Origin of the sequence: Halomonas sp. 141 (assembly GCF_002810305.1) — a bacterium.
Taxonomy (GTDB): domain Bacteria; phylum Pseudomonadota; class Gammaproteobacteria; order Pseudomonadales; family Halomonadaceae; genus Vreelandella; species Vreelandella stevensii.
This window is the reverse complement of sequence record NZ_PINZ01000054.1, coordinates 1-18,093: the sequence shown is the minus strand read 5'-3', so window position 1 is coordinate 18,093 and position 18,093 is coordinate 1. Positions and strand designations below refer to the sequence as shown.

The window sequence follows — 18,093 nt, the reverse complement described above, 5'->3', positions numbered from 1 at the left end:
ATTGGGATCCTGGGACGGTGGCTTGCTGCTGTTGCGGCTACTGGTGGCCAGGCGATCGGCCATGAGCTTGACCAGCAACATCAGCACATCGATGGCCGCACGCAGCGACGGAGAGACCGTCTGGTCTTCCTTGAGCTGCTGTCGGACCCGCTCCAGGGCCTCGTCGACGTTGATATCGCTGATGGTCATATCGCCGCATAGGTGTGCCGAATGATGCTGTGCACTATACCAGAAAAATCAGGTGGTTGGCGATATCCCATCCGCAGCCACCTGAATAGTTACGGCCAGTCTTTTCAAACCATGGCGATGGCCCTGCTATCGCCATAATCGTCTCTGGTCCGGAACGCATCCGGTCGACACTATGAATGGTGGCAAACGCAATGGCAAAGAATCGCACTGCAGGCGGAAGCAAGCCCTGGTGGATCTTCGGCATCCTGATCATCCTGATCTCACTGGCCAGCTCCGCGGGCATGTTCTATTACATGGACAGCCGCAGCGGCAATGCGCCCAGCCAGGCCCAAGCCCAGGCACCGGTAGAGGAACCACCCGCCGTCGAGCCGATCTTCGTCAACGTTGCGCCCTTCACCGTAAACCTGCAGAGCCGCCACTACGATCAGCGCCTGCTCTATATCGGTCTGTCGCTGCGTGTCGGCAACATGACGACCAAGGATGTGCTGACCATGCACATGCCGCAGGTCCGCAGCCGGCTGCTCATGCTGCTTTCCAGCCAGGAGGCGGAGACGCTGACCACGCCGGAAGGCAAGCAGTCGCTCTCCCAGGAGATCCTGGCGCTTTTCGACCAGCCGTTGGCCGAGCCGCAGCCGCCCTTGATGATCAACGACGTACTGTACACCGACTTTATCGTCCAATGATTTCCGACGGTGTCTCCTTAACGCTTTCAACAGAAGTGCATTAGCGCCATGGCTCAAGACGATCTGCTCTCGCAGGAAGAGATCGATGCCCTTCTCAAGGGCGTCAGCGGCGAAGACGACGCCGACTCGGCCGACGCTCACAACGGTCATGGGCGAATTCGCCCTTACGATCCGGCGACACAGCACCGGGTAATTCGCGAGCGCCTGCATGCGCTGGACATCATCAACGAGCGCTTTGCCCGACACTTCCGCATGAGCCTGTTCAATCTGCTCAGGCGCAGCGCCGATATCACCGTGGACGCGGTCCGCTACCAGAGCTACAGCGATTTCGCTCGCAACGTGCCGGTGCCGACCAACCTCAACCTGATCGCTCTCAAGCCGCTGCGCGGCTCGGCGCTGGTGGTCTTCCCTCCCAGCCTGGTGTTCATGGTGGTCGACAACCTGTTCGGCGGCGACGGACGCTTTCTGACCAAATCCGAAGGACGCGAGTTCACCCATACCGAGCAGCGCATCATCCGGCGAATGCTGACCCTGGCCATCGACGCCTATCAGGAGTCGTGGCGCTCGGTCTATCCGCTCGAGGTCGACCTCCTGCGTTCCGAGATGCAGGTCAAGTTCGCCAATATCACCAGTTCTCCCAACGAGATCGTGGTGAACACCACGTTCCACCTGGAAGTGGGCAACCTGAGCAGCGACTTCCAGATCTGCATGCCCTACTCGATGATCGAGCCACTGCGAGACCAGCTCAGCGGGCCGCTCACCGACAGTCACCCGGAAGAGGACCGGCTGTGGGAACAGCGCATGGCGGGAGAGATCAAGCAGTCGCATGTCGAGCTGGTCGCCGATTTCGTCGAGATCCCTACGTCCATAGGCCAGGTCATGTCGCTCAAGAAGGGCGATGTCCTGGAGATCGACTTGCCGGAAATCGTCACCGCCCGCGTCGATGGCGTTCCCGTCATGCGCTGCGAGTACGGCAGTCAGCAGGGACAACGCGCCCTGCGCGTCAGTGAACTGATCGAGCACACTCCGTCATCCAAGTCGGCCAAGGATACTTTCGTCAAAGCGTCAAAGCCGCAAGTCAAGGAATCGAAACATGACTGATCCCAAGCATCCTGATCAGAACCCTTCCAAGGCGCCCCAGGACTCGATCGAGGACGACTGGGCCAGCGCCATGGCGGAGCAAGGGCAAGGCGATGACGTCAGCGACGACCCCTGGGCCGATGCGCTGGCCGAACAGGTCGCGAGCGAGGCCACGCCCCCCTCGCCCCAGGCCGCGACTTCCAGCGCCCAGGCCGAATCCGCCAGCGCCCAGGTCTTCAAGCCGCTGGACAAGGGGCAAACCAGTGGCACCATGCGCGACCTCGAGATGGTCATGGACATTCCGGTCAAGCTCACCGTGGAGCTGGGGCGGACGCGCATCACCATCAAGCAGCTTCTGGAGCTGGCCCAGGGGTCGGTCATCGAACTCGAAGGACTGGCGGGCGAACCCATGGACATCCTCATCAACGGCTACCTGATCGCTCAAGGCGAAGTCGTCGTGGTTGACGACAAGTACGGGATCCGTATCACCGAGATCATCACCCCCTCCGAGCGCGTGCAGAAACTCAATCGATGAGCGAGGCGTTTTCGATCACCGGCCAAGCCGCAGCGCCACTCGATGCCGGACGCGGCGCCGCACTGGATACCGCCGCGGCAAGCGGCGATGCCCTGCTGGGCATGGCCGCCATGGGCAAGACCGCGGCGGCGCTGGCCCTGGTGGTCGGCATCATCCTGCTGTGCAGCTATCTGGTCAAGCGGCTGGGGCCCGGCCGGCATTTGCAACACCAACGACTCAAGGTGGTGGGCAGTACCGCGGTGGGCGGTCGTGAACGCGTCGTCATCGTCGAGGTAGAAGATACCTGGCTGGTCCTCGGTGTCGCCAACGGTCAAGTGAACAAGCTGCACGAGCTGCCGGCCCCGGACGAGCCGACGGAGCCACCGCCCGCTTCTTTCCAGGCGCAGGGGACGAGTTTCGCCAATCGCTTCGCCCAGGCATTGAAGCACAATGCCGGTCAGACACTGGGCAGGGGGAAGGAGCGGTGAGGATAAGCGGAAGAGCGTTCCCTGCATGGCCGGCCGGCCTGGTCTTGCTGGTGGCCATGCTGCTTCCGGGCATCGTCTCGGCCCAGGAGATCCCAGGCATCGTCAGTCAGCCCACGGGCGATGGCGGCCAGCAATGGTCCATCCAGTTGCAGACCCTGCTGCTGCTGAGCTCGATGGCCTTCCTTCCGGCCATGCTCCTGATGATGACCGGGTTCACGCGTATCGTCATCGTCCTGAGCCTGCTGCGCACCGCCATGGGCACCCAGTCCGCTCCTCCCAACCAGGTGTTGCTCGGGCTGGCCCTGTTCCTGACCTTCTTCGTGATGTCGCCGGTATTCTCGCAGGTCTACGAGCTCGCCTGGGTGCCGCTGTCCGAGAACCAGATCAACTTCGATGAGTTCCTGGTGATCGGGAGCCAGCCGTTTCGCGAGTTCATGCTCGCCCAGACCCGGGAGCCCGACCTGGCGCTCTTCGCACGGCTGGCCGATACCGGCCCCATGCAGGGTCCCGAGGACGTGCCCATGCGCGTGCTGATGCCGGCCTTCGTCACCAGCGAGTTGAAGACCGCCTTCCAGATCGGTTTCACCATCTTCATCCCGTTCCTGATCATCGATCTGGTGGTGGCCAGCGTGCTGATGTCGCTAGGCATGATGATGGTGCCGCCGGCCACCATCTCCCTGCCCTTCAAGCTGATGCTCTTCGTGCTCGTGGATGGCTGGCAATTGATCATCGGCTCCCTGGCCCAGAGCTTCTACCTCTAATCCCCAACGTGAGGGGCGAAAATGAGTCCTGAAATCGTCATGAGCATGGCCTACCAGGGAATGCGCGTCACGCTGATGCTGGCGGCCCCCCTGCTGCTCACCGCCCTGTTTACCGGCTTGCTCGTCAGCCTCTTCCAGGCGGCAACGCAAATCAACGAGATGACCTTGACGTTCATCCCCAAGATACTGGGCGTCTTCACCGTCCTGGTGCTGGCGGGTCCTTGGTTGATCAAGTTGATCACCGACTTCACCCGTGAGCTGTTCAGCAATATCCCGTTGATGCTGGTCTAGCCCGGAAATCGCATGGTAGAAGTGACCTTCGCCCAGCTGCAGGGTTGGCTGATGCTGTTCCTGTGGCCCTTCGTGCGTATCACGGCCTTTCTCATGGCGTCGCCGCTGCTGGGTCACTCCAGCGTGCCCAATCAGGCCAAGATCGGTCTGGCCGTGCTGATCACGGTAGTGCTCGGGCCGAATCTGCCGCCCATGCCCGACACCCCGCTGGTCTCCTGGGCGAGCCTCGGGATCATGATCGAGCAGATGCTGATCGGCATCGCCATCGGCCTGACCATGCAGGTGATGTTTGCCGTGGTGCAGGCCGCCGGTGAATTCATCGGCCTGCAGATGGGCCTGGCCTTCGCCACCTTCTTCGATTCCAGCAGCGGCACGCAGACGATGATCCTGTCGCGCCTGCTCTACATGATCACGCTATTGATGTTTCTCGCCTTCAACGGCCACCTGATCGTGATCGAGATCATCGCCACCACCTTCATTACGCTGCCCATCGGCATGGGAGGCTTCAATGCCGGCGCCTTCGAGCTGTTGGTCCGCTTCGGCGGCACCATTTTCGCCGCCGGCATGCTGCTTGCCCTGCCGCTGGTCGGCGCGCTGCTGATCATCAACCTGTCGATGGGAATTCTCAATCGCTCCGCCCCCCAGCTCACGGTATTCAATATCGGCTTTCCGGCATCGCTCACCGTCGGCCTGTTCCTGCTGATGATCCTGATGTCGGACTTCGGGCGCTTTCTGCAGCGCCTGTTCAGCGATGGCCTGCTCTTCCTGCGGCAGATGCTGGAAGCCATGGCGCCCCTGACCTGAGGCGCGTACGGAAGCTGGCGGCCCGGCCCCGCGGCGTCAAACAGCGGCTCGAGCGCGAGTCCAATGAATACCGGGGAAAGGAAGAAGAGAAAAGAAGCGCCCGCGCTCGCCATGCGCTGCCGCGACGTGACAGTTGGAAAAGCATCCGTCAATGATAGTTGGCGATCAGTTGCAGGCCTTGTACTTGGATCATGCGCTTGTGGCCCGGCATCAGGGCAAAGCGAAAGTGCAGGGGCTCATGGACGCGGCCGCCGCTGAATGCCCGGGTGGTGCCACGCTCGCCGGACAGAGCGGTACAGTTTTCCCCCTGGCACAGCCAGGCACGGACCGCTTCGCCGGGAGCCACCCGATACTGCCAGCTGACCTCGGCAAGCGTCGCATCGCCGGGAACCGCGGCTGGCGCCAAGAGAGGCGCGGAACGCACCTCGCGCTCGGCCATGATCACGCGCACGCCCTGGACTTGGGCCACCCAACTGCCTGCGGCCACGGCTGGTTGGGACAACCCCATCAGCACGGTCGCCGAGACCGTTCCCAGCCAGCCGAGGCGGCTCCGAACCCGCGGCCCTTCGTTGGACATGCGCAGCGGCTTCATCTTCTTCCCTGCCCACCGTAAGCACGATGCAGCTTGCCCTGCTGTCGCGTCACCCGCATCAGTTCGGCCAGTTCGTCGCGTCTTGCATCGGCCCGCTGGCGAATCTCCCGATCGTGCTCGATGAGCGCCTCGACGAGCTGCAGCTTGTGCTGGATCAGCGCCGGTTCCGTCAGGGCCTCCTCGTCCAGCCGGCGTATATGCGCCGCTTGCCTCCGGTAGTCCTGCTCGAGTTCGATCAGCCGATCCCACTCGTCTTCACGGGCCGCCCCCAGCATCGCCTTGGCCTGCGACAGGAGCGCCTCATAGGCTGCCGTGACGTCGCTCATGACAATCTCCTGCCGGGGCATGTCATTCTATTTGCGTCCCATTTAAGCGTTCATCATGGCGAACTGCTCGGTCAGGTACTGGCTGGTCTGATTCATCTCCGCCACCATCAGGTCGAGTTGCACGAATTGAGCCCGATAACGCTCCATGGTCCTCTCGATCTGCTGCTCGGTACGGATATACTGCTGATCGAGACGCTCGAGCTGGGATTCCAGACTGCTGACCGCCAGGTCCAGCGTTCCCCCATCGGCAAGGATGGCCTCCAGGGCATCGTCCAATTGCTGTGCCAGTCCCGGGTTTTCGGCATCGCCGACGAAGAACGCCTGAACGCCGCTGAAGTCGTTGGCAATGGCCTCATCGAGCTTGGCCTCGTCCAATCTCAGGGTGCCGTCCACATTCAGGGTGATGCCGATCTCGAACAGCCAGTTGTAACCGTCCCCCTCGACGCCGGCATTCATCACGCTGCGCAGTTGGCTCTCGATGCTGCGCAGGGTACTATTACCCAGCAGCGCTCCTTCAGTACTCCCCTCCTTTTCATCACTGTCCGAGGCATCGAAGCTGGTGAGATGGCCGATGGTCGCGCGCAGCGCATTGTAGCTGTCGACGAAGGCAACGATCGCCTGCTTGGCAACGTCGGTGTCCTGCTGAACCGTGACGGTCGAACTGCCCACCTCTTCCAGGCTCAGGGTGACACCCTGGATCGCCCCCTCCACCATATTGGACTGGCTGGTAATGGCGACACCATTGACCGTCAGCAAGGCATTCTGGGCCGCCACATAAGTGCCAGTGCCACCCTCAATGAAGGCGCCATTTTGATCCTGCTCGGCGTCCATCACCAGCCTACCGGCCAGATCGCCCTCCACCTGGATGCCGGTGATCGCCGCATCCTCGCCGGTCTCGCTGGAGACCAGAGACAGCCGGTAACCTTCACCGTCATAGATGATCGAGGCGGTGACGCCGATATCCTCGGCATTGATGGCGTCGCAGATATCCGCGAGGGAACTCTCTTCTTCACTGATGGTGACGCCGTGCTCAACACCGCCAATGGTAAAGGTAATCGTCCCACCGCCGAGGGGCTCGCCGGCATCGGCCACCCCCACTGTCGCGACGCTGGAGGCCTGGGCCAGTTGCGTCACATTGACCTGATAGCGGCCGGGCACGGCATCGGCGCTCGCCGCGGCCTGCACGCTATCACCATTCACGTTGCTGGAGACGGCCTCGAACGTCGCCGGATCGTTGAGTACCGCGACAGAGGCATGCAGCTCCCCCAGGGCACCCTCGAGCTGGCCATAGGCCGAGATCGTGGTCTGATGTTTCTCCTGCTGCTGGACGATGGGCTCGAGCTTCTTACGCTCGGCTGCTTCCAACTCATCCAACAGGCCATTCAGGTCGAGGCCCGATCCGACCCCCAGTGAACTGATAGTGCTCATATCGCATCCTTCTCCGTTGTGTGCGGTACGCCAGGCCCTTTTCCCACCCGAGCACTTGGCGGCAACTCATTCATTTCTTATCGGCCACGCGGGGTGCGTCCTTTAATCAATACCGCCCGCATGTCACATGTAGTTGAACAGCGACAGTCCTTGAATGGCGACGAAGGTCTGCTGCGCCGCCTGCAGGCCCACCTGGCGCATGACGTATTCGGAAATCGCCTGGTTGTAATCGAGATCGATCAGGTCGGAGCGGGTCTGCTCATAGTGGATCATGCGGGTGCTGCCCACGCTATCCAGCACGTCCAGCTCATTGAGCTTGGCGCCCACCGAGGCTTGCACGGTAAGCACGTTGTCCAGGGCGTTGTCGAGCTTGCGCAAGGTGGTATTCATGGTATTGGTGAAGGCCGCCTGATCGGCGGGTGTCTCGATGGGTGTCTCCAGCGCCGTTATCGCCTTCTCGAGGGTGGTGAAGACGTTGGTGCCCATCTGCTCGGCGGGGCCCACCGCCAGGGTGTCGCCATCCTCCGGCACGCCATCGAGGGTGATGCTCAGCCCGCCCAGATCGATCTGCTGGCCCGCCTCGTAGGGAACGGGATCCCCCCCGTTGACCGTATAGGTGACGTCATCCCCGTCGACCTGGAATGCCAGCGCGAAGTAGTCACCGTAATTGTCGTGAGCGGGATTGGTGACGCTGGGCCCGGTGAAGGTCACGGTGCCGGTGTTGCCGTCACCGGCCTCGGCCACGTAGCCGGCGCCACCGGGTACGCTATTGAACACGCTGTCGCCGTTCACCTGCACCGGCATCCGCCGGGTGGCGTCCACCTGCAACTCCTGGACGTTTTCATCCCCGACATATTCTACCTCGCCAGCCGCATTCACCACGAAGGGCGGACTGCTGTTCTGGTAGCCCCCGAACAGGTAATTGCCGTTGCCGTCGGTGGTATTGGCCAGCCCCAGCATGGTCTCGTAGATGCCGGTGAGCTCACTGGCCAGCGACTGGCGGTCGGCGTCGCTCAAGGTGTCATTGGCGGCCTGGACGATCAGGGTACGCGCGCTGGTGAGGGCATCGGTGACGCTGCCCAGCACGCTAGCGGTCTGGGACAGGGTGTTGCGCGCGGTGATCCGGGTGTCCATGTACTGCTGGTTGGCGGCGATGGACTGCGAGACCGCCAGCGCCTGGGACGCCGCGCGCGGATCGTCGGAGGGATTGATGACCCGCTTGCCGGTGGCCAGTTGCTGGCCGACCCTCAAGAACTCGCTCTGCTGGTGGTTCATCGCCGAGACGCTCTGCTCGAACATGGTGACGGTGCTGACACGCATCGTGCTCTCTCCTCTTGCCGGTTATCAGTGCGGGTTATCAGGCCCGCAGTCCAAGAATGGTGTCGAACATGATCGATGCCGTTTCGATGACCCGTGCGTTGGCCTGATAGTACTGCTGATAGCGGATCAGGTTGGCGGCTTCCTCATCCAGGTTGACGCCGGATACCGACTGCTGCACGGCCCGCAACTGATCGGTCAGGCCCTGCTGCATCTGCAGGTTGGCCTGGATCACGTTGGTCTGGTTGCCCACGTCGCTGACGATGGAGGCATAGGCCTGGTTGAGTGTGGCGCTGCCCGCGACGAGCTTCTCGTTCTGCAGTGCCTGCAGCGCCAGGGCGTTGCGGTTGTCGCCAGCGGCGGCCGGGGCCGCGTCGAGGGTCAGGCTGGCCGTTTCGCCCTCCGCAGGCAAGGCATCGACGCTGAAACTGATGCCATCGACGGTCAGCACGTCGCCTGGCTCGATCTGACCGTTATCAGGGTCGAATGGCTGACCATTTCGCTCGACGGGCACACCACCCGTGCCGAGATTGCCTTCGCTATCCAGGCTCAATGCATAGCCGCCGTCGGGGGCATCCTGCAAGGCGTCCTGTGCCGCGACGATGGAGGAGATCGCCATATCGCCACTGGTCTCGAGGAAACTGCCGGCGGCGATCTGCGCCGGATCGCTGATCAGCGTCTCGACGCCGCCCGCGGCGCGGCGCACCGGCTGGATCTCATAACTGTCGCCAACCGCAAAGCCGCCATCGTCGAACGTCAGCTCGACGCCGGCAAAGCTCAAGGTGCCGTCCTCGAAGTCATGCTCGACGACCTGGCCATTGTCCTTGCGCACGACCTGGAACGTCGGTTCACCGTCGCCGTCCACTGCGGTGACCGTCACGGTATAGTCGGCGGCGGCCAGTTGCGAAACGTCGCCATAGGTGGCATCGACGATCTGGGCACTGCCCGTGTTGGCCGTGTGGGCATAGGTTTGCGGAGCGCCCACGGCGAAGAAGTCCCCGCCCTGGTCGCCGTTGAGATCCTGGCCAAGGCGGTGCTGCTCGTTGAAGCCCACGACGAGGGAAACCGCCAACTGGCCGAGCTGGTTCTGGGTCTTGTCGAGGGTCTCGGCGCGGAAGCTCATCAGCCCCCCCAGGGCACCGCCCTGGATGGCATCCTCGGGGAGAATCACCAGGTTGCCCGCCGCATCGCGATAGCCCACCACGGTGCGTTGGGGGTCGTAGGGCGAGGCGACCGCCTCGAGCTCGTAGTGGTGGGTGCCGGTCACCAGCGGCTGCCCACCCGGCAGGTAGATGTTGTAGCTACCGCCATCCTGCACCACCAGTTCAAAGTCGGTGTGGGTACTCAGTTCCGCCACCAGCTGATCGCGCTGGTTGAGCAGTGCATTGGGTGCCTGGCCATAGCGCGCCGTGGCGATCACGATTTCATGGTTGAGCTGGGCGATCTGCTGGGTGAGCGTATTGATTTCATCGACTTCGGCAACGATCTGCTGATTGACGCCGGACTGCATGTCCTGCAGGTAGCCGTCGAAGGCGCGGAACTGGGCGCTCAGCGTATCCGCGGCACCAAGCACGCTCTGGCGCGCCGCCGGATCGGAGGGAAACGCGGCCAGGTCGCCCAGCGCGGAGAAGAAATTCTGCATCAGCGGGGCCAGGCCGGCATCGCCATCGGCCAATAGGTTGTCGATCTGGCTGATCTGCGCCTGATAGATACCGAGCGCCGAACTGGCGCTGGTGGAGGCATTCAACTGTACCGCGACGAAGGCATCGTACTGGCGCTGGATGTCATTGACCTGGACGCCCCCTCCATGCTGGTTCTCACCGAGGATCACCAGCTCGCGGCTATAGCCCGGCGTGTAGACGTTGCTGATGTTGTTGCTGGTGGTGTAGAGCGCGCTTTGCGCCGCATTGAGGCCACTGACACCGATGGAGTATATGCTCATGCTGCCTGCTTCCTTAATCAACTAGAAGTGTTATCGGCCTCGGTCCGCATATCTTTAACGAATCGAGGCTTGGCAATCAGTACGAGAAGAAGACACCGGCCAGCGTCCTCATGGATTCGAGCGGTCCCATGGTGTTCATGACCGCGATCAGCTTGCTCGCGTAGTGCGGGTCGGTGGCGTAGCCCCCCGCCTGCAGGGCGTGCGCCGCACGCTCGGCGTTCGGTGCGCCGACCACTCCCGCGTAGCGCGGATTGTCGCCGATCAATCGCGCATAGTCCGTGAAGGCCTCCTCGTAGGAACCGTAGACACGGAAACTATCCGTGACTCGGGTGCGCTTGCCGTTCACGTATTCATGGGTGACCACCTCGGTGGTCGCCCCCTGCCAACGGCTCCCGGCCTTGATGCCGAACACGTTGTAACTGTTGCCGCCGCTGGCCGTGGGAATCTCGTGACGCCCCCAGCCCGTCTCCAGTGCCGCCTGGGCCAGGATCAGCTCGGCCGGAACCCCCGTGGCACGGCTCGCCGCCTGGGCCGGCGCCGACAGCTTCGTCAGGAAGCGTTGCACATGGTCGCCTCGCTCCTGTGCCTGGTCGGTCGTTGTCCGGCGAGCGTCGCCCACCGCTGACGCACCGTCGACCGCGACGCGCCGTTCTCCATACCCACCCAGGTCGAGTTCATCGAGGAAACTGGCGGGACGCCTGGCATCGAGCTCGGCCATGAAGTCCGCCTCGGGAGGCGGCGCGTCGTCGCCATGCAGGGCGTCGCTCAGCACACGGGGCACGCCGCGGGGAATGCCGGCGATCAATTCGTCGGCCTGAGTTCGCGCCACGCTCTGCTGTGGCACCATGCCCCGACCCTCGAGCTGATTGATCAACTGCTCCGCCAGGCCGAAGCCGCGCCCCGCCAGATGCTGAGACCATTGCTGATCGAGCATGGCATTGTAGAACTGGCTCTGCTGGCTATCGAAGAGGCCCGATTGCGGCGAGGCGTCCCGCATGCTCTTGAGCATCATGTGCAGGAACAGCGCCTCGAACTGCCGCGCGGCCTCCGGAAGCCCGGCGTTGGGGTCCTGCCGTGCGGTATGCTGCAGGCGCTGCAGGCCCTGTACGTCGAGAGCGAACTGACCACCGAGATCGTTGACGCTCATCAGATGATCTCCAGGTCCGCGCGCAGCGAGCCGGCGGCCTTGAGCGCTTCGAGAATCGACATCAGGTCGGCCGGCGTGGCCCCCAGCGCATTGAGCGCATTGACCACCTCGACGAGGTCGGCGTTGCCTTCGACCACCCGCAACGCGCCCCCCTCCTGGGTAATGGCAATGTCGGTATCCGGTGCCACCACGGTTTGCCCTTCGCCGAAGGGCGCCGGCTGGCTGACCTGGAAGTCGGTATCGATGACGATCGACAGGTTGCCATGCGCCACCGCCGCACGATGCAGCGTGACGCTGGAATTGAGCACCACCGAACCGGTGCGCGAGTTGAGCACGACCTTGGCCGGCGCCTCGTTTGGCGTCACTTGGAGGTTCTCTATGCGCGCCATGAAATTGACGCGATCGTTGGGATCGTTGGGTCCCTGCAGACGAATGGTGCGGCCGTCCTGTGCGGCGGCCACCGACCAGCCGAAGGCGTCGTTGATCGCCGCGACCACGCGCTGCGCCGTACCGAAATCCGCCTGCTTGAGCTGCAGGTCGAGGATCCCGCTGTTGGCCCCGAGGCTTACCGGCACCTTGCGCTCGACGGTCGCGCCGCCCGCGATGCGCCCACCCGCCTGCTGGTTGATCTGAACGCTGCTGCCGCCGGCCGCCGCTCCGGCGCCGCCAACCAGCAGGTTGCCCTGAGCGATGGCGTAGGTCTCGCCGTCGGCGCCCTTGAGCGGGGTCATCAGCAGGGTGCCGCCGCGCAGGCTGCGGGCGTTGCCGATCGACGATACCACCACGTCGAGACGCTGCCCCGGCTGCGAAAAGGGCGGCAGGTCGGCGGTCACCATCACCGCCGCCACATTGCGCAGCTGCATGTTGGTCCCCGGCGGCACGGTGATGCCGAGCTGGGAGAGCATGTTGGTCAGACTCTGCCCGGTGAAGGGCGCCTGCATGGTCTGGTCGCCGGTACCGTCGAGTCCCACCACCAGGCCATAGCCCACCAGGGCGTTGTCGCGAACGCCGGCGAAGGTCGCCAGGTCGCGCAGCCGCTCGGCCTGGACCGGCGCCGCCAGGGCGAGCCACAGCGCCGCGCCGAACAGCCAGGCCATGGGCGAGATCCGCGATGAGAGCATGAAGCAAGAATTCCTAGGCATCTATCGAACGCTCCCGATCAGAAAGGCGAGACATTGAGGAAGAAGCGCTGCAGCCAGCCCATGTGCTGTGCCTCGTTGATATAGCCGTCGCCGACGTACTCGATGCGCGCATCGGCGACCTGCGTCGAAGGCACGGTATTCTGGCCGGTGATGGTGCGCGGATTGACCACCCCCGAGAAGCGGATGAACTCGCGCCCCTGGTTGATGCCGACCTGGCGCTCGCCGCGCACCCGCAGGTTGCCGTTATGCATCACCTCGAGCACCGACACGGTGATGGTACCGGTGAAGTTGTTGCTGGCCTGGGTGCCCCCGCCTCCCGAAAAGGCGTTGCCCCCCGACACGTCGAACCCGTAGTCGACCAGGAAGTCGATCACATCGGGAATCTGCATGATGTCGAGATTCGCCGAGCCATTGCGGGTGGCGCTGCTCTGGGAGTTGGAGCTGGCGCTGACCTGCTCGTCGAGCACGATGGTGAGGATGTCCCCCACCTGACGCGGGCGACGATCCTCGAACAGCGGCTGGACGCCGCGATGCGCCTGATAGATGGAGCCATTGGGAATCGGCGGCGGCGGCTCGGCGATATTGATCATCTCCTGCTCGCCCACCAGGGAGGCGCGCGGAATCTGCGCACAGCCGGCCATGATGGATACCATCATGGCCGCCACCGCCAGCCGCCACAGGTGCGAAGAGGTCTGCCCTTTCATGCGTCGTCCGCCCTCGTCGGATTACAGCTGCGCGAGGCGCGCCAGCATCTCGTCGCTGGTCTGCACCGCCTTGCTGTTGATTTCGTAGGCCCGCTGGGTCTGGATCATGCTGACCATCTCCTCCACCACGTTGACGTTGGAGGTCTCCACGTAGTTCTGCATCAGCCGCCCGGCCCCGTTCATGCCCGGCATCGTCTCGTTGCGAGGACCGGAAGAGGTGGTCTCCAGATAGAGATTGCCGCCGATGCTCTGCAGACCGGTGGGATTGACGAAGGTCGAGATGGTGATCTGGCCGATCTGGGTGTCCTGGGAGGTGCCCGGCTGGGTCACGGTGACGATGCCGTCCTCGCCCACGCTCAGCGACAGGGCGTTGTCGGGAATGATGATCGCCGGCTCCATCGGATAGCCGTTGGCGGTGACCATCTGGCCGTTCTCGTCGATCTGGAAGCTGCCGTCACGGGTGTAGGCGGTGGTACCGTCGGGCAGCAGCACCTGGAAGAACCCCTGCCCGTTGATCGCCAGGTCGCGGGAGTTCTCGGTATTCTGCAAGCCGCCCTGAGTGTGCAGGCGCTCGGTGGCCACCGGGCGCACGCCGGTTCCCACCTGCATGCCGGAAGGCAAACGGTTCTGGACGTTGTTCTGCGCCCCGGGCTGGCGCAGGTTCTGATAGAGCAGGTCCTCGAACACCGCCCGCGAGCGCTTGAAGCCGTTGGTGCTCACGTTGGCCAGGTTGTTGGAGATCACGTCCAACTGCACCTGCTGCGATTCGAGACCGGTCTTGGCGGTCCACAGCGATTTGATCATCGTTCGGTTCCTCGTTAACCCTGAATGGAGAGCAGGTTGTTGGCGCGCTGGGCATTCTCGTCGGCGCTACCGATCACCTTCATCTGCATGTCGTAGCGCCGCGCCACGTCGATCATCGCCACCATGCTCTCGACAGCACTGACATTGCTGCCCTCCAGGGTACCGCTGACCAGGCGCGCATCTTCGTCCGCCTCGAGCACGACCGGCTCGCCCTCTTCGCCGACGGGCGGCCGGAACAGGCCGTCGTCGCCGCGCAGCAGGTCCGCCTCGGGCGTCACCAGCTTGAGACGCCCGACGTCGACCAGCGCATCGGGATCCTCGCCCTGGCCGATGGCGCTCAAGGTACCGTCGCTGCCCACCGAAAGCTGGGCGCCCAGCGGCACGACGATGGGCCCGCCCTCGCCGATCACCGGTCGCCCGGCGAGCATGACGATGCCATCTCCATCCACCTGCAGGTCGCCACGCCGGGTATAGGCCTCGCTCCCGTCGTCGGCCTGCACGGCGAGCCAGGCGCCACCCTCGAGAGCGACGTCCAGCTCGCGCCCGGTGCTCATCATCGGCCCCTGGGAGAAGTCCGAACCGGGCGTGGTCGCCGCCACCGACACGCGGGTCGGCAGATGCCCGTCGCCCTGCACCGGCACGGCGCGCATGGCGTGCAGTTGCGCGCGGAAGCCGGTGGTCGAGACGTTCGACAGGTTGTGGTTGACCACCGCCTGCTGATCCATGCTCTGCTTGGCGCCACTCATGGCGGTGTAAAGTATGCGGTCCATGGTCAATTTCCCCGCTCAGCGCTCATCAACGCAGGTTGATGGTGGTCTGCAGGAGCTCGTCCTGTGTCTTGATGGTCTGGGAATTGGCCTGGTAGGCACGCTGGGCGATGATCATGTCGACCAGCTCCGCGGACATGTCGACGTTGGAGCTCTCCAGCGCCCCGGCCCGCAGACTGCCCAGCAAGCCGGTGCCCGGCGCACCGACCAGTTCCTGCCCGGACGCGGCGGTCGCCGCCCAGGCATTGTCGCCCACCGGCGAGAGGCCTTCGGGATTGCGGAAGTTGGCCAGCACGATCTGCCCCGCCGCCAGCGACTGCTCATTGGAATAGTGGCGCATCACGGTGCCGTCGTCCTCGATGGTGATGCCGACCAGAGCACCGGAGGTGTAGCCGTCCTGGGTCAGAGAGTTGACCGTGGAGCTGTTGGCGAACTGGGTGGCACTGCCCAGGTCGATGGTGAACGCAAGATCCTCGGCACCCGGCAAGTCCCCGAAGGTGATCTCGAACTCGGCGTCGCCGATCACGCGACCGCTGGAATCGAAGGAAAGGTATTCGCCATCCTTAGTGACTTCCACCGGTTCGCTGGAACCCGCCAACACCGCCTGGACTTCCCAGGCACTTCCGCCAGCATCCTCATCCACCTTGGTGTAATAGAGCGTCATGTTGCGCGGGTTGCCGAGGGAGTCGTAGACGGTGGCATTGGTTGCATAGCTGTAGGAGGACGGGTTGCTGGGATCGAAGCTCTGTGAACTGCGGTCGATGACGCTCTCGCCGGCATCGAGGTTCATGCCAATGGTCATCTGGCTGGTGGCCTGAGCGGGAATGTCGTCGGCGGGCACGTTCAACGGCACCGGCGCGCCACCGACCTGGACGTTGCCTTCCTCATCGGCGGGATAACCCATGATCCGGGCGCCCTGGGCGTTGACCAGATCGCCCTGGGCGGTCATGGTCAACTGGCCATTGCGCGAGTAGACGACCTCGCCACTGGGCTGCTGAAAGCGGAAGAAGCCGTCACCGGCGATGGCCAGGTCCAGGTTGCGCCCCGTTCCCTCGATGTTACCGCTGCCGAAATCCTGCTGAACGCCGGCCACCTGGGTACCCAACCCCTGGCTGTTGGCATAGACATCGGCGAACAGCACGTTGGAGCTCTTGAAACCCACCGTCTGCGAGTTGGCGATGTTGTTGCCGATGGAGCCCAGCGCCTGCTGCTGCGCGTTCAGACCACTCAATGCTTGTGAAAAGCTCATGTCCCTTCCTCGTATTTTTAGAGAATCTGTCTGATGTCACTCAGCTCGACCTGACCGTAGACCGCGCCCAGATCCAGGCGCACACCACCGTTCTGAACCGGGGTGATCCCCCCCACCACGGCATAGTTCAGGGTTTCGACGGCAATCGCCTTGTCGCCGCTGGTGGCCTCTACGCTGACGCGATAGCTACCCTCGGTGACCTGCTGACCCTCGCTGTCCTTGCCATCCCAGATGAAGGAATGCACGCCGGCATCGACCGCCCCGAGTTCGTACTGATTGATGACCTGGCCGCTGGCGCTGGTGATGGTGATCTTGACGTTGTCGGCGGCCTGCCCGAGCTCGATGCCGAACGGCGTGGTGAACGCCTGGCCCGACTCGTCGACCCCCACCTGCACCTTGTCGCCCGGCACCAGTACGCCCTGGCCGATCAAGCCACTGGCCAGGAGCACCTGATTGGTATCGATCTGTTCGGTGATGCCCTTGAGGGTCTGATCGAGCTGTTCGATACCGGCGACGGTACTGATCTGTGCAAGCTGTGAGGTCAACTCATGATTGTCCATGGGATTGAGCGGATCCTGGTGCTGAATCTGCGTCAGCAGCAACGTCATGAAGTCATTCATGATGTCGTTGGCCGCGCTCTGACTCTGCGTCGAACTCGCGGCATTCATGCCGTTCAGCACGTTGGTGTCGATGGTGTTGCTCATGGTGTTAGCCCTCGCCCAGAGTCAGGGTCTTGAGCAGCATCTGTTTGCTGGTGTTGAGCACCTCGACGTTGGCCTGGTAGGAGCGCGACGCAGAGATCATGTTGACCATCTCATGCACCGGCTCGACATTGGGCATGGTCACGTAGCCCTCCTCGTTGGCCAGCGGATGCTCGGGGCGATACTCCAGGCGCATGGGGCTCGGGTCCTCCACCACCTCGCGGACGCGAACGCCGCCGATGCCATAGGCGCCTTGCGACTGGGTCTCGAACATCACCTGCTTGGCGCGATAGGCTTCGCCATCCGGCCCGGCGACGCTGTCGGCGTTGGCCAGGTTGCTGGCGGTGACGTTCATGCGCTGCGACTGGGCACTCATGGCCGAGCCGGAAATATCGAATACGGAAAACATCGACATCGTCTTGCTCCTGCTTGTTATTCGGGCTGCATCGCCGACTTGAGGCCCTGGATGCGGCTATTGATCATGGTCAGGGCCGCCTGGTAACGGACCGCGTTGTCGGCGAACTGCGTCCGCTCGCGATCCATGTCGACCGTGTTGCCGTCCAGACTGGGCTGGTCGGGCACGCGATACAGCAGTTCGTTGATCGCGGGCGCCTCGGCTCGCGCCGGGATGTGTCGCTCCGACGTGGTGGCGAGGGCCAACCCCTTGCCCCCCGCCCGGCCGCTTTCCATCACCCGGGAGAGTTCGCGGGAGAAGTCCATGTCGCGCGCCTTGTAGTTGGGCGTATCGGCATTGGCGATGTTGCTGGCCAGCACCTCGTGACGCTTGGCGCGGAGGTTCAATGCCTCCTGATGAAAACGCAGGGCACCGTCGAGCTGATCGATCATCCGTTGAACCTCCATCTTGGCATGACCGCACGCGGCCACGGGGTATTGGGTCAGCGTGAAGATTAGAGGAGCGCCTGTCATGGCAAAGCCTCGAACAGGCCATGGATTGCGCTTCATTTTCGACGATGCCCGACAGCGCCAATCCCTAGAATCGTGGTAACTATTCAGGTGGCTGCGGATGGGGTATCGCCAACCAGCTGATTTTTCTGGCATAGTGCACAGCATCATTCGGCACACCTATGGAACCGCTGATCAATTCGTCTCTGAGCGGCTAAAGCACTCAGGGCGGCATATTCACCGCGTCAACGGTCACTTTCT

Annotated in this window: 22 protein-coding genes; 7 read left to right on the top strand and 15 right to left on the bottom strand. The window is 63.3% G+C overall.

The window, feature by feature from the left end; all coding sequences use genetic code 11:
* Window positions 1-189: DUF6444 domain-containing protein (locus tag CWI66_RS15790; protein ID WP_232710767.1), on the bottom strand; the 189-nt coding region annotated here is incomplete at its 3' end.
* Window positions 190-380: 191 nt separating this feature from the next.
* Here CWI66_RS15790 and fliL point away from each other — a divergent pair.
* The 7 genes from fliL to fliR are packed head-to-tail and all read left to right on the top strand — an operon-like array spanning window position 381 to window position 4,810.
* Window positions 381-872 (top strand): flagellar basal body-associated protein FliL, encoded by a 492-nt coding sequence (gene fliL, locus CWI66_RS15785; protein ID WP_081139126.1) that lies wholly within the window; start codon window positions 381-383, stop codon window positions 870-872.
* Between the two features lie 48 nt (window positions 873-920).
* On the top strand, window positions 921-1,973 hold the full coding sequence (fliM, locus tag CWI66_RS15780) for a flagellar motor switch protein FliM (protein ID WP_081139128.1): 1,053 nt from the start codon (window positions 921-923) through the stop codon (window positions 1,971-1,973).
* A complete protein-coding gene (gene fliN, locus CWI66_RS15775; protein WP_081192167.1) occupies window positions 1,966-2,487 on the top strand; it encodes a flagellar motor switch protein FliN in 522 nt (173 codons plus the stop codon). The genes fliM and fliN overlap by 8 nt, the downstream gene beginning before the upstream one ends.
* Complete coding sequence (fliO, locus tag CWI66_RS15770) at window positions 2,484-2,954, top strand: flagellar biosynthetic protein FliO (protein WP_100732213.1); 471 nt, start codon at window positions 2,484-2,486, stop codon at window positions 2,952-2,954. The genes fliN and fliO overlap by 4 nt, the downstream gene beginning before the upstream one ends.
* A 56-nt stretch (window positions 2,955-3,010) precedes the next feature.
* Window positions 3,011-3,715, top strand: a complete 705-nt coding sequence (gene fliP / locus CWI66_RS15765) for a flagellar type III secretion system pore protein FliP (protein ID WP_100732215.1) — start codon at window positions 3,011-3,013, stop codon at window positions 3,713-3,715.
* Between the two features lie 21 nt (window positions 3,716-3,736).
* Window positions 3,737-4,006 carry a flagellar biosynthesis protein FliQ gene (gene fliQ, locus CWI66_RS15760; RefSeq protein WP_081139134.1) on the top strand — a complete coding sequence of 90 codons (270 nt, stop codon included), beginning with the start codon at window positions 3,737-3,739 and terminating at the stop codon, window positions 4,004-4,006.
* Between the two features lie 12 nt (window positions 4,007-4,018).
* Window positions 4,019-4,810, top strand: coding sequence for a flagellar biosynthetic protein FliR (gene fliR / locus CWI66_RS15755; RefSeq protein ID WP_100732212.1), 792 nt, complete (start codon window positions 4,019-4,021; stop codon window positions 4,808-4,810).
* Window positions 4,811-4,958: 148 nt separating this feature from the next.
* On the opposite strand, the gene CWI66_RS15750 is transcribed toward fliR, so the two are convergent.
* From CWI66_RS15750 to flgB, 14 genes are all read right to left on the bottom strand, one after another.
* The gene (locus CWI66_RS15750) at window positions 4,959-5,318 is read right to left on the bottom strand and encodes a flagellar protein FlhE (RefSeq protein ID WP_157808988.1); all 360 of its coding nucleotides are present in this window, start codon (window positions 5,316-5,318) and stop codon (window positions 4,959-4,961) included.
* Between the two features lie 80 nt (window positions 5,319-5,398).
* A complete protein-coding gene (locus tag CWI66_RS15745) occupies window positions 5,399-5,728 on the bottom strand; it encodes a flagellar protein FliT (RefSeq protein WP_157808987.1) in 330 nt (109 codons plus the stop codon).
* A gap of 42 nt (window positions 5,729-5,770) precedes the next feature.
* The gene (fliD, locus tag CWI66_RS15740) at window positions 5,771-7,156 is read right to left on the bottom strand and encodes a flagellar filament capping protein FliD (RefSeq protein ID WP_100732209.1); all 1,386 of its coding nucleotides are present in this window, start codon (window positions 7,154-7,156) and stop codon (window positions 5,771-5,773) included.
* 123 nt (window positions 7,157-7,279) lie between these two features.
* Window positions 7,280-8,476 (bottom strand): flagellar hook-associated protein FlgL, encoded by a 1,197-nt coding sequence (gene flgL / locus CWI66_RS15735; protein ID WP_100732208.1) that lies wholly within the window; start codon window positions 8,474-8,476, stop codon window positions 7,280-7,282.
* Window positions 8,477-8,513: 37 nt separating this feature from the next.
* On the bottom strand, window positions 8,514-10,415 hold the full coding sequence (gene flgK / locus CWI66_RS15730) for a flagellar hook-associated protein FlgK (RefSeq protein WP_100732207.1): 1,902 nt from the start codon (window positions 10,413-10,415) through the stop codon (window positions 8,514-8,516).
* 76 nt (window positions 10,416-10,491) lie between these two features.
* Window positions 10,492-11,562, bottom strand: coding sequence for a flagellar assembly peptidoglycan hydrolase FlgJ (flgJ, locus tag CWI66_RS15725; protein ID WP_081139148.1), 1,071 nt, complete (start codon window positions 11,560-11,562; stop codon window positions 10,492-10,494).
* Window positions 11,562-12,659, bottom strand: coding sequence for a flagellar basal body P-ring protein FlgI (locus CWI66_RS15720; protein WP_198517599.1), 1,098 nt, complete (start codon window positions 12,657-12,659; stop codon window positions 11,562-11,564). Before CWI66_RS15720 ends, flgJ begins: the two co-directional genes overlap by 1 nt.
* Window positions 12,660-12,721: 62 nt before the next feature.
* Window positions 12,722-13,360 carry a flagellar basal body L-ring protein FlgH gene (locus CWI66_RS15715; protein ID WP_371317412.1) on the bottom strand — a complete coding sequence of 213 codons (639 nt, stop codon included), beginning with the start codon at window positions 13,358-13,360 and terminating at the stop codon, window positions 12,722-12,724.
* Between the two features lie 69 nt (window positions 13,361-13,429).
* Window positions 13,430-14,212, bottom strand: a complete 783-nt coding sequence (gene flgG, locus CWI66_RS15710; RefSeq protein ID WP_081139151.1) for a flagellar basal-body rod protein FlgG — start codon at window positions 14,210-14,212, stop codon at window positions 13,430-13,432.
* A gap of 14 nt (window positions 14,213-14,226) precedes the next feature.
* Window positions 14,227-14,982: a flagellar basal body rod protein FlgF gene (locus CWI66_RS15705; protein ID WP_100732205.1), complete on the bottom strand. Its 756-nt coding sequence runs from the start codon at window positions 14,980-14,982 to the stop codon at window positions 14,227-14,229.
* Between the two features lie 25 nt (window positions 14,983-15,007).
* Window positions 15,008-16,228, bottom strand: coding sequence for a flagellar hook protein FlgE (gene flgE, locus CWI66_RS15700; RefSeq protein WP_100732204.1), 1,221 nt, complete (start codon window positions 16,226-16,228; stop codon window positions 15,008-15,010).
* A gap of 17 nt (window positions 16,229-16,245) precedes the next feature.
* Window positions 16,246-16,932 carry a flagellar hook assembly protein FlgD gene (locus CWI66_RS15695; RefSeq protein WP_100732203.1) on the bottom strand — a complete coding sequence of 229 codons (687 nt, stop codon included), beginning with the start codon at window positions 16,930-16,932 and terminating at the stop codon, window positions 16,246-16,248.
* A 4-nt stretch (window positions 16,933-16,936) separates the two neighbouring features.
* Entirely contained in the window at window positions 16,937-17,344 is a 408-nt protein-coding gene (gene flgC / locus CWI66_RS15690; protein WP_100732202.1) for a flagellar basal body rod protein FlgC, read from the bottom strand.
* 17 nt (window positions 17,345-17,361) lie between these two features.
* Window positions 17,362-17,775, bottom strand: a complete 414-nt coding sequence (gene flgB / locus CWI66_RS15685) for a flagellar basal body rod protein FlgB (RefSeq protein ID WP_081139159.1) — start codon at window positions 17,773-17,775, stop codon at window positions 17,362-17,364.
* Window positions 17,776-18,093: the final 318 nt, after the last annotated feature.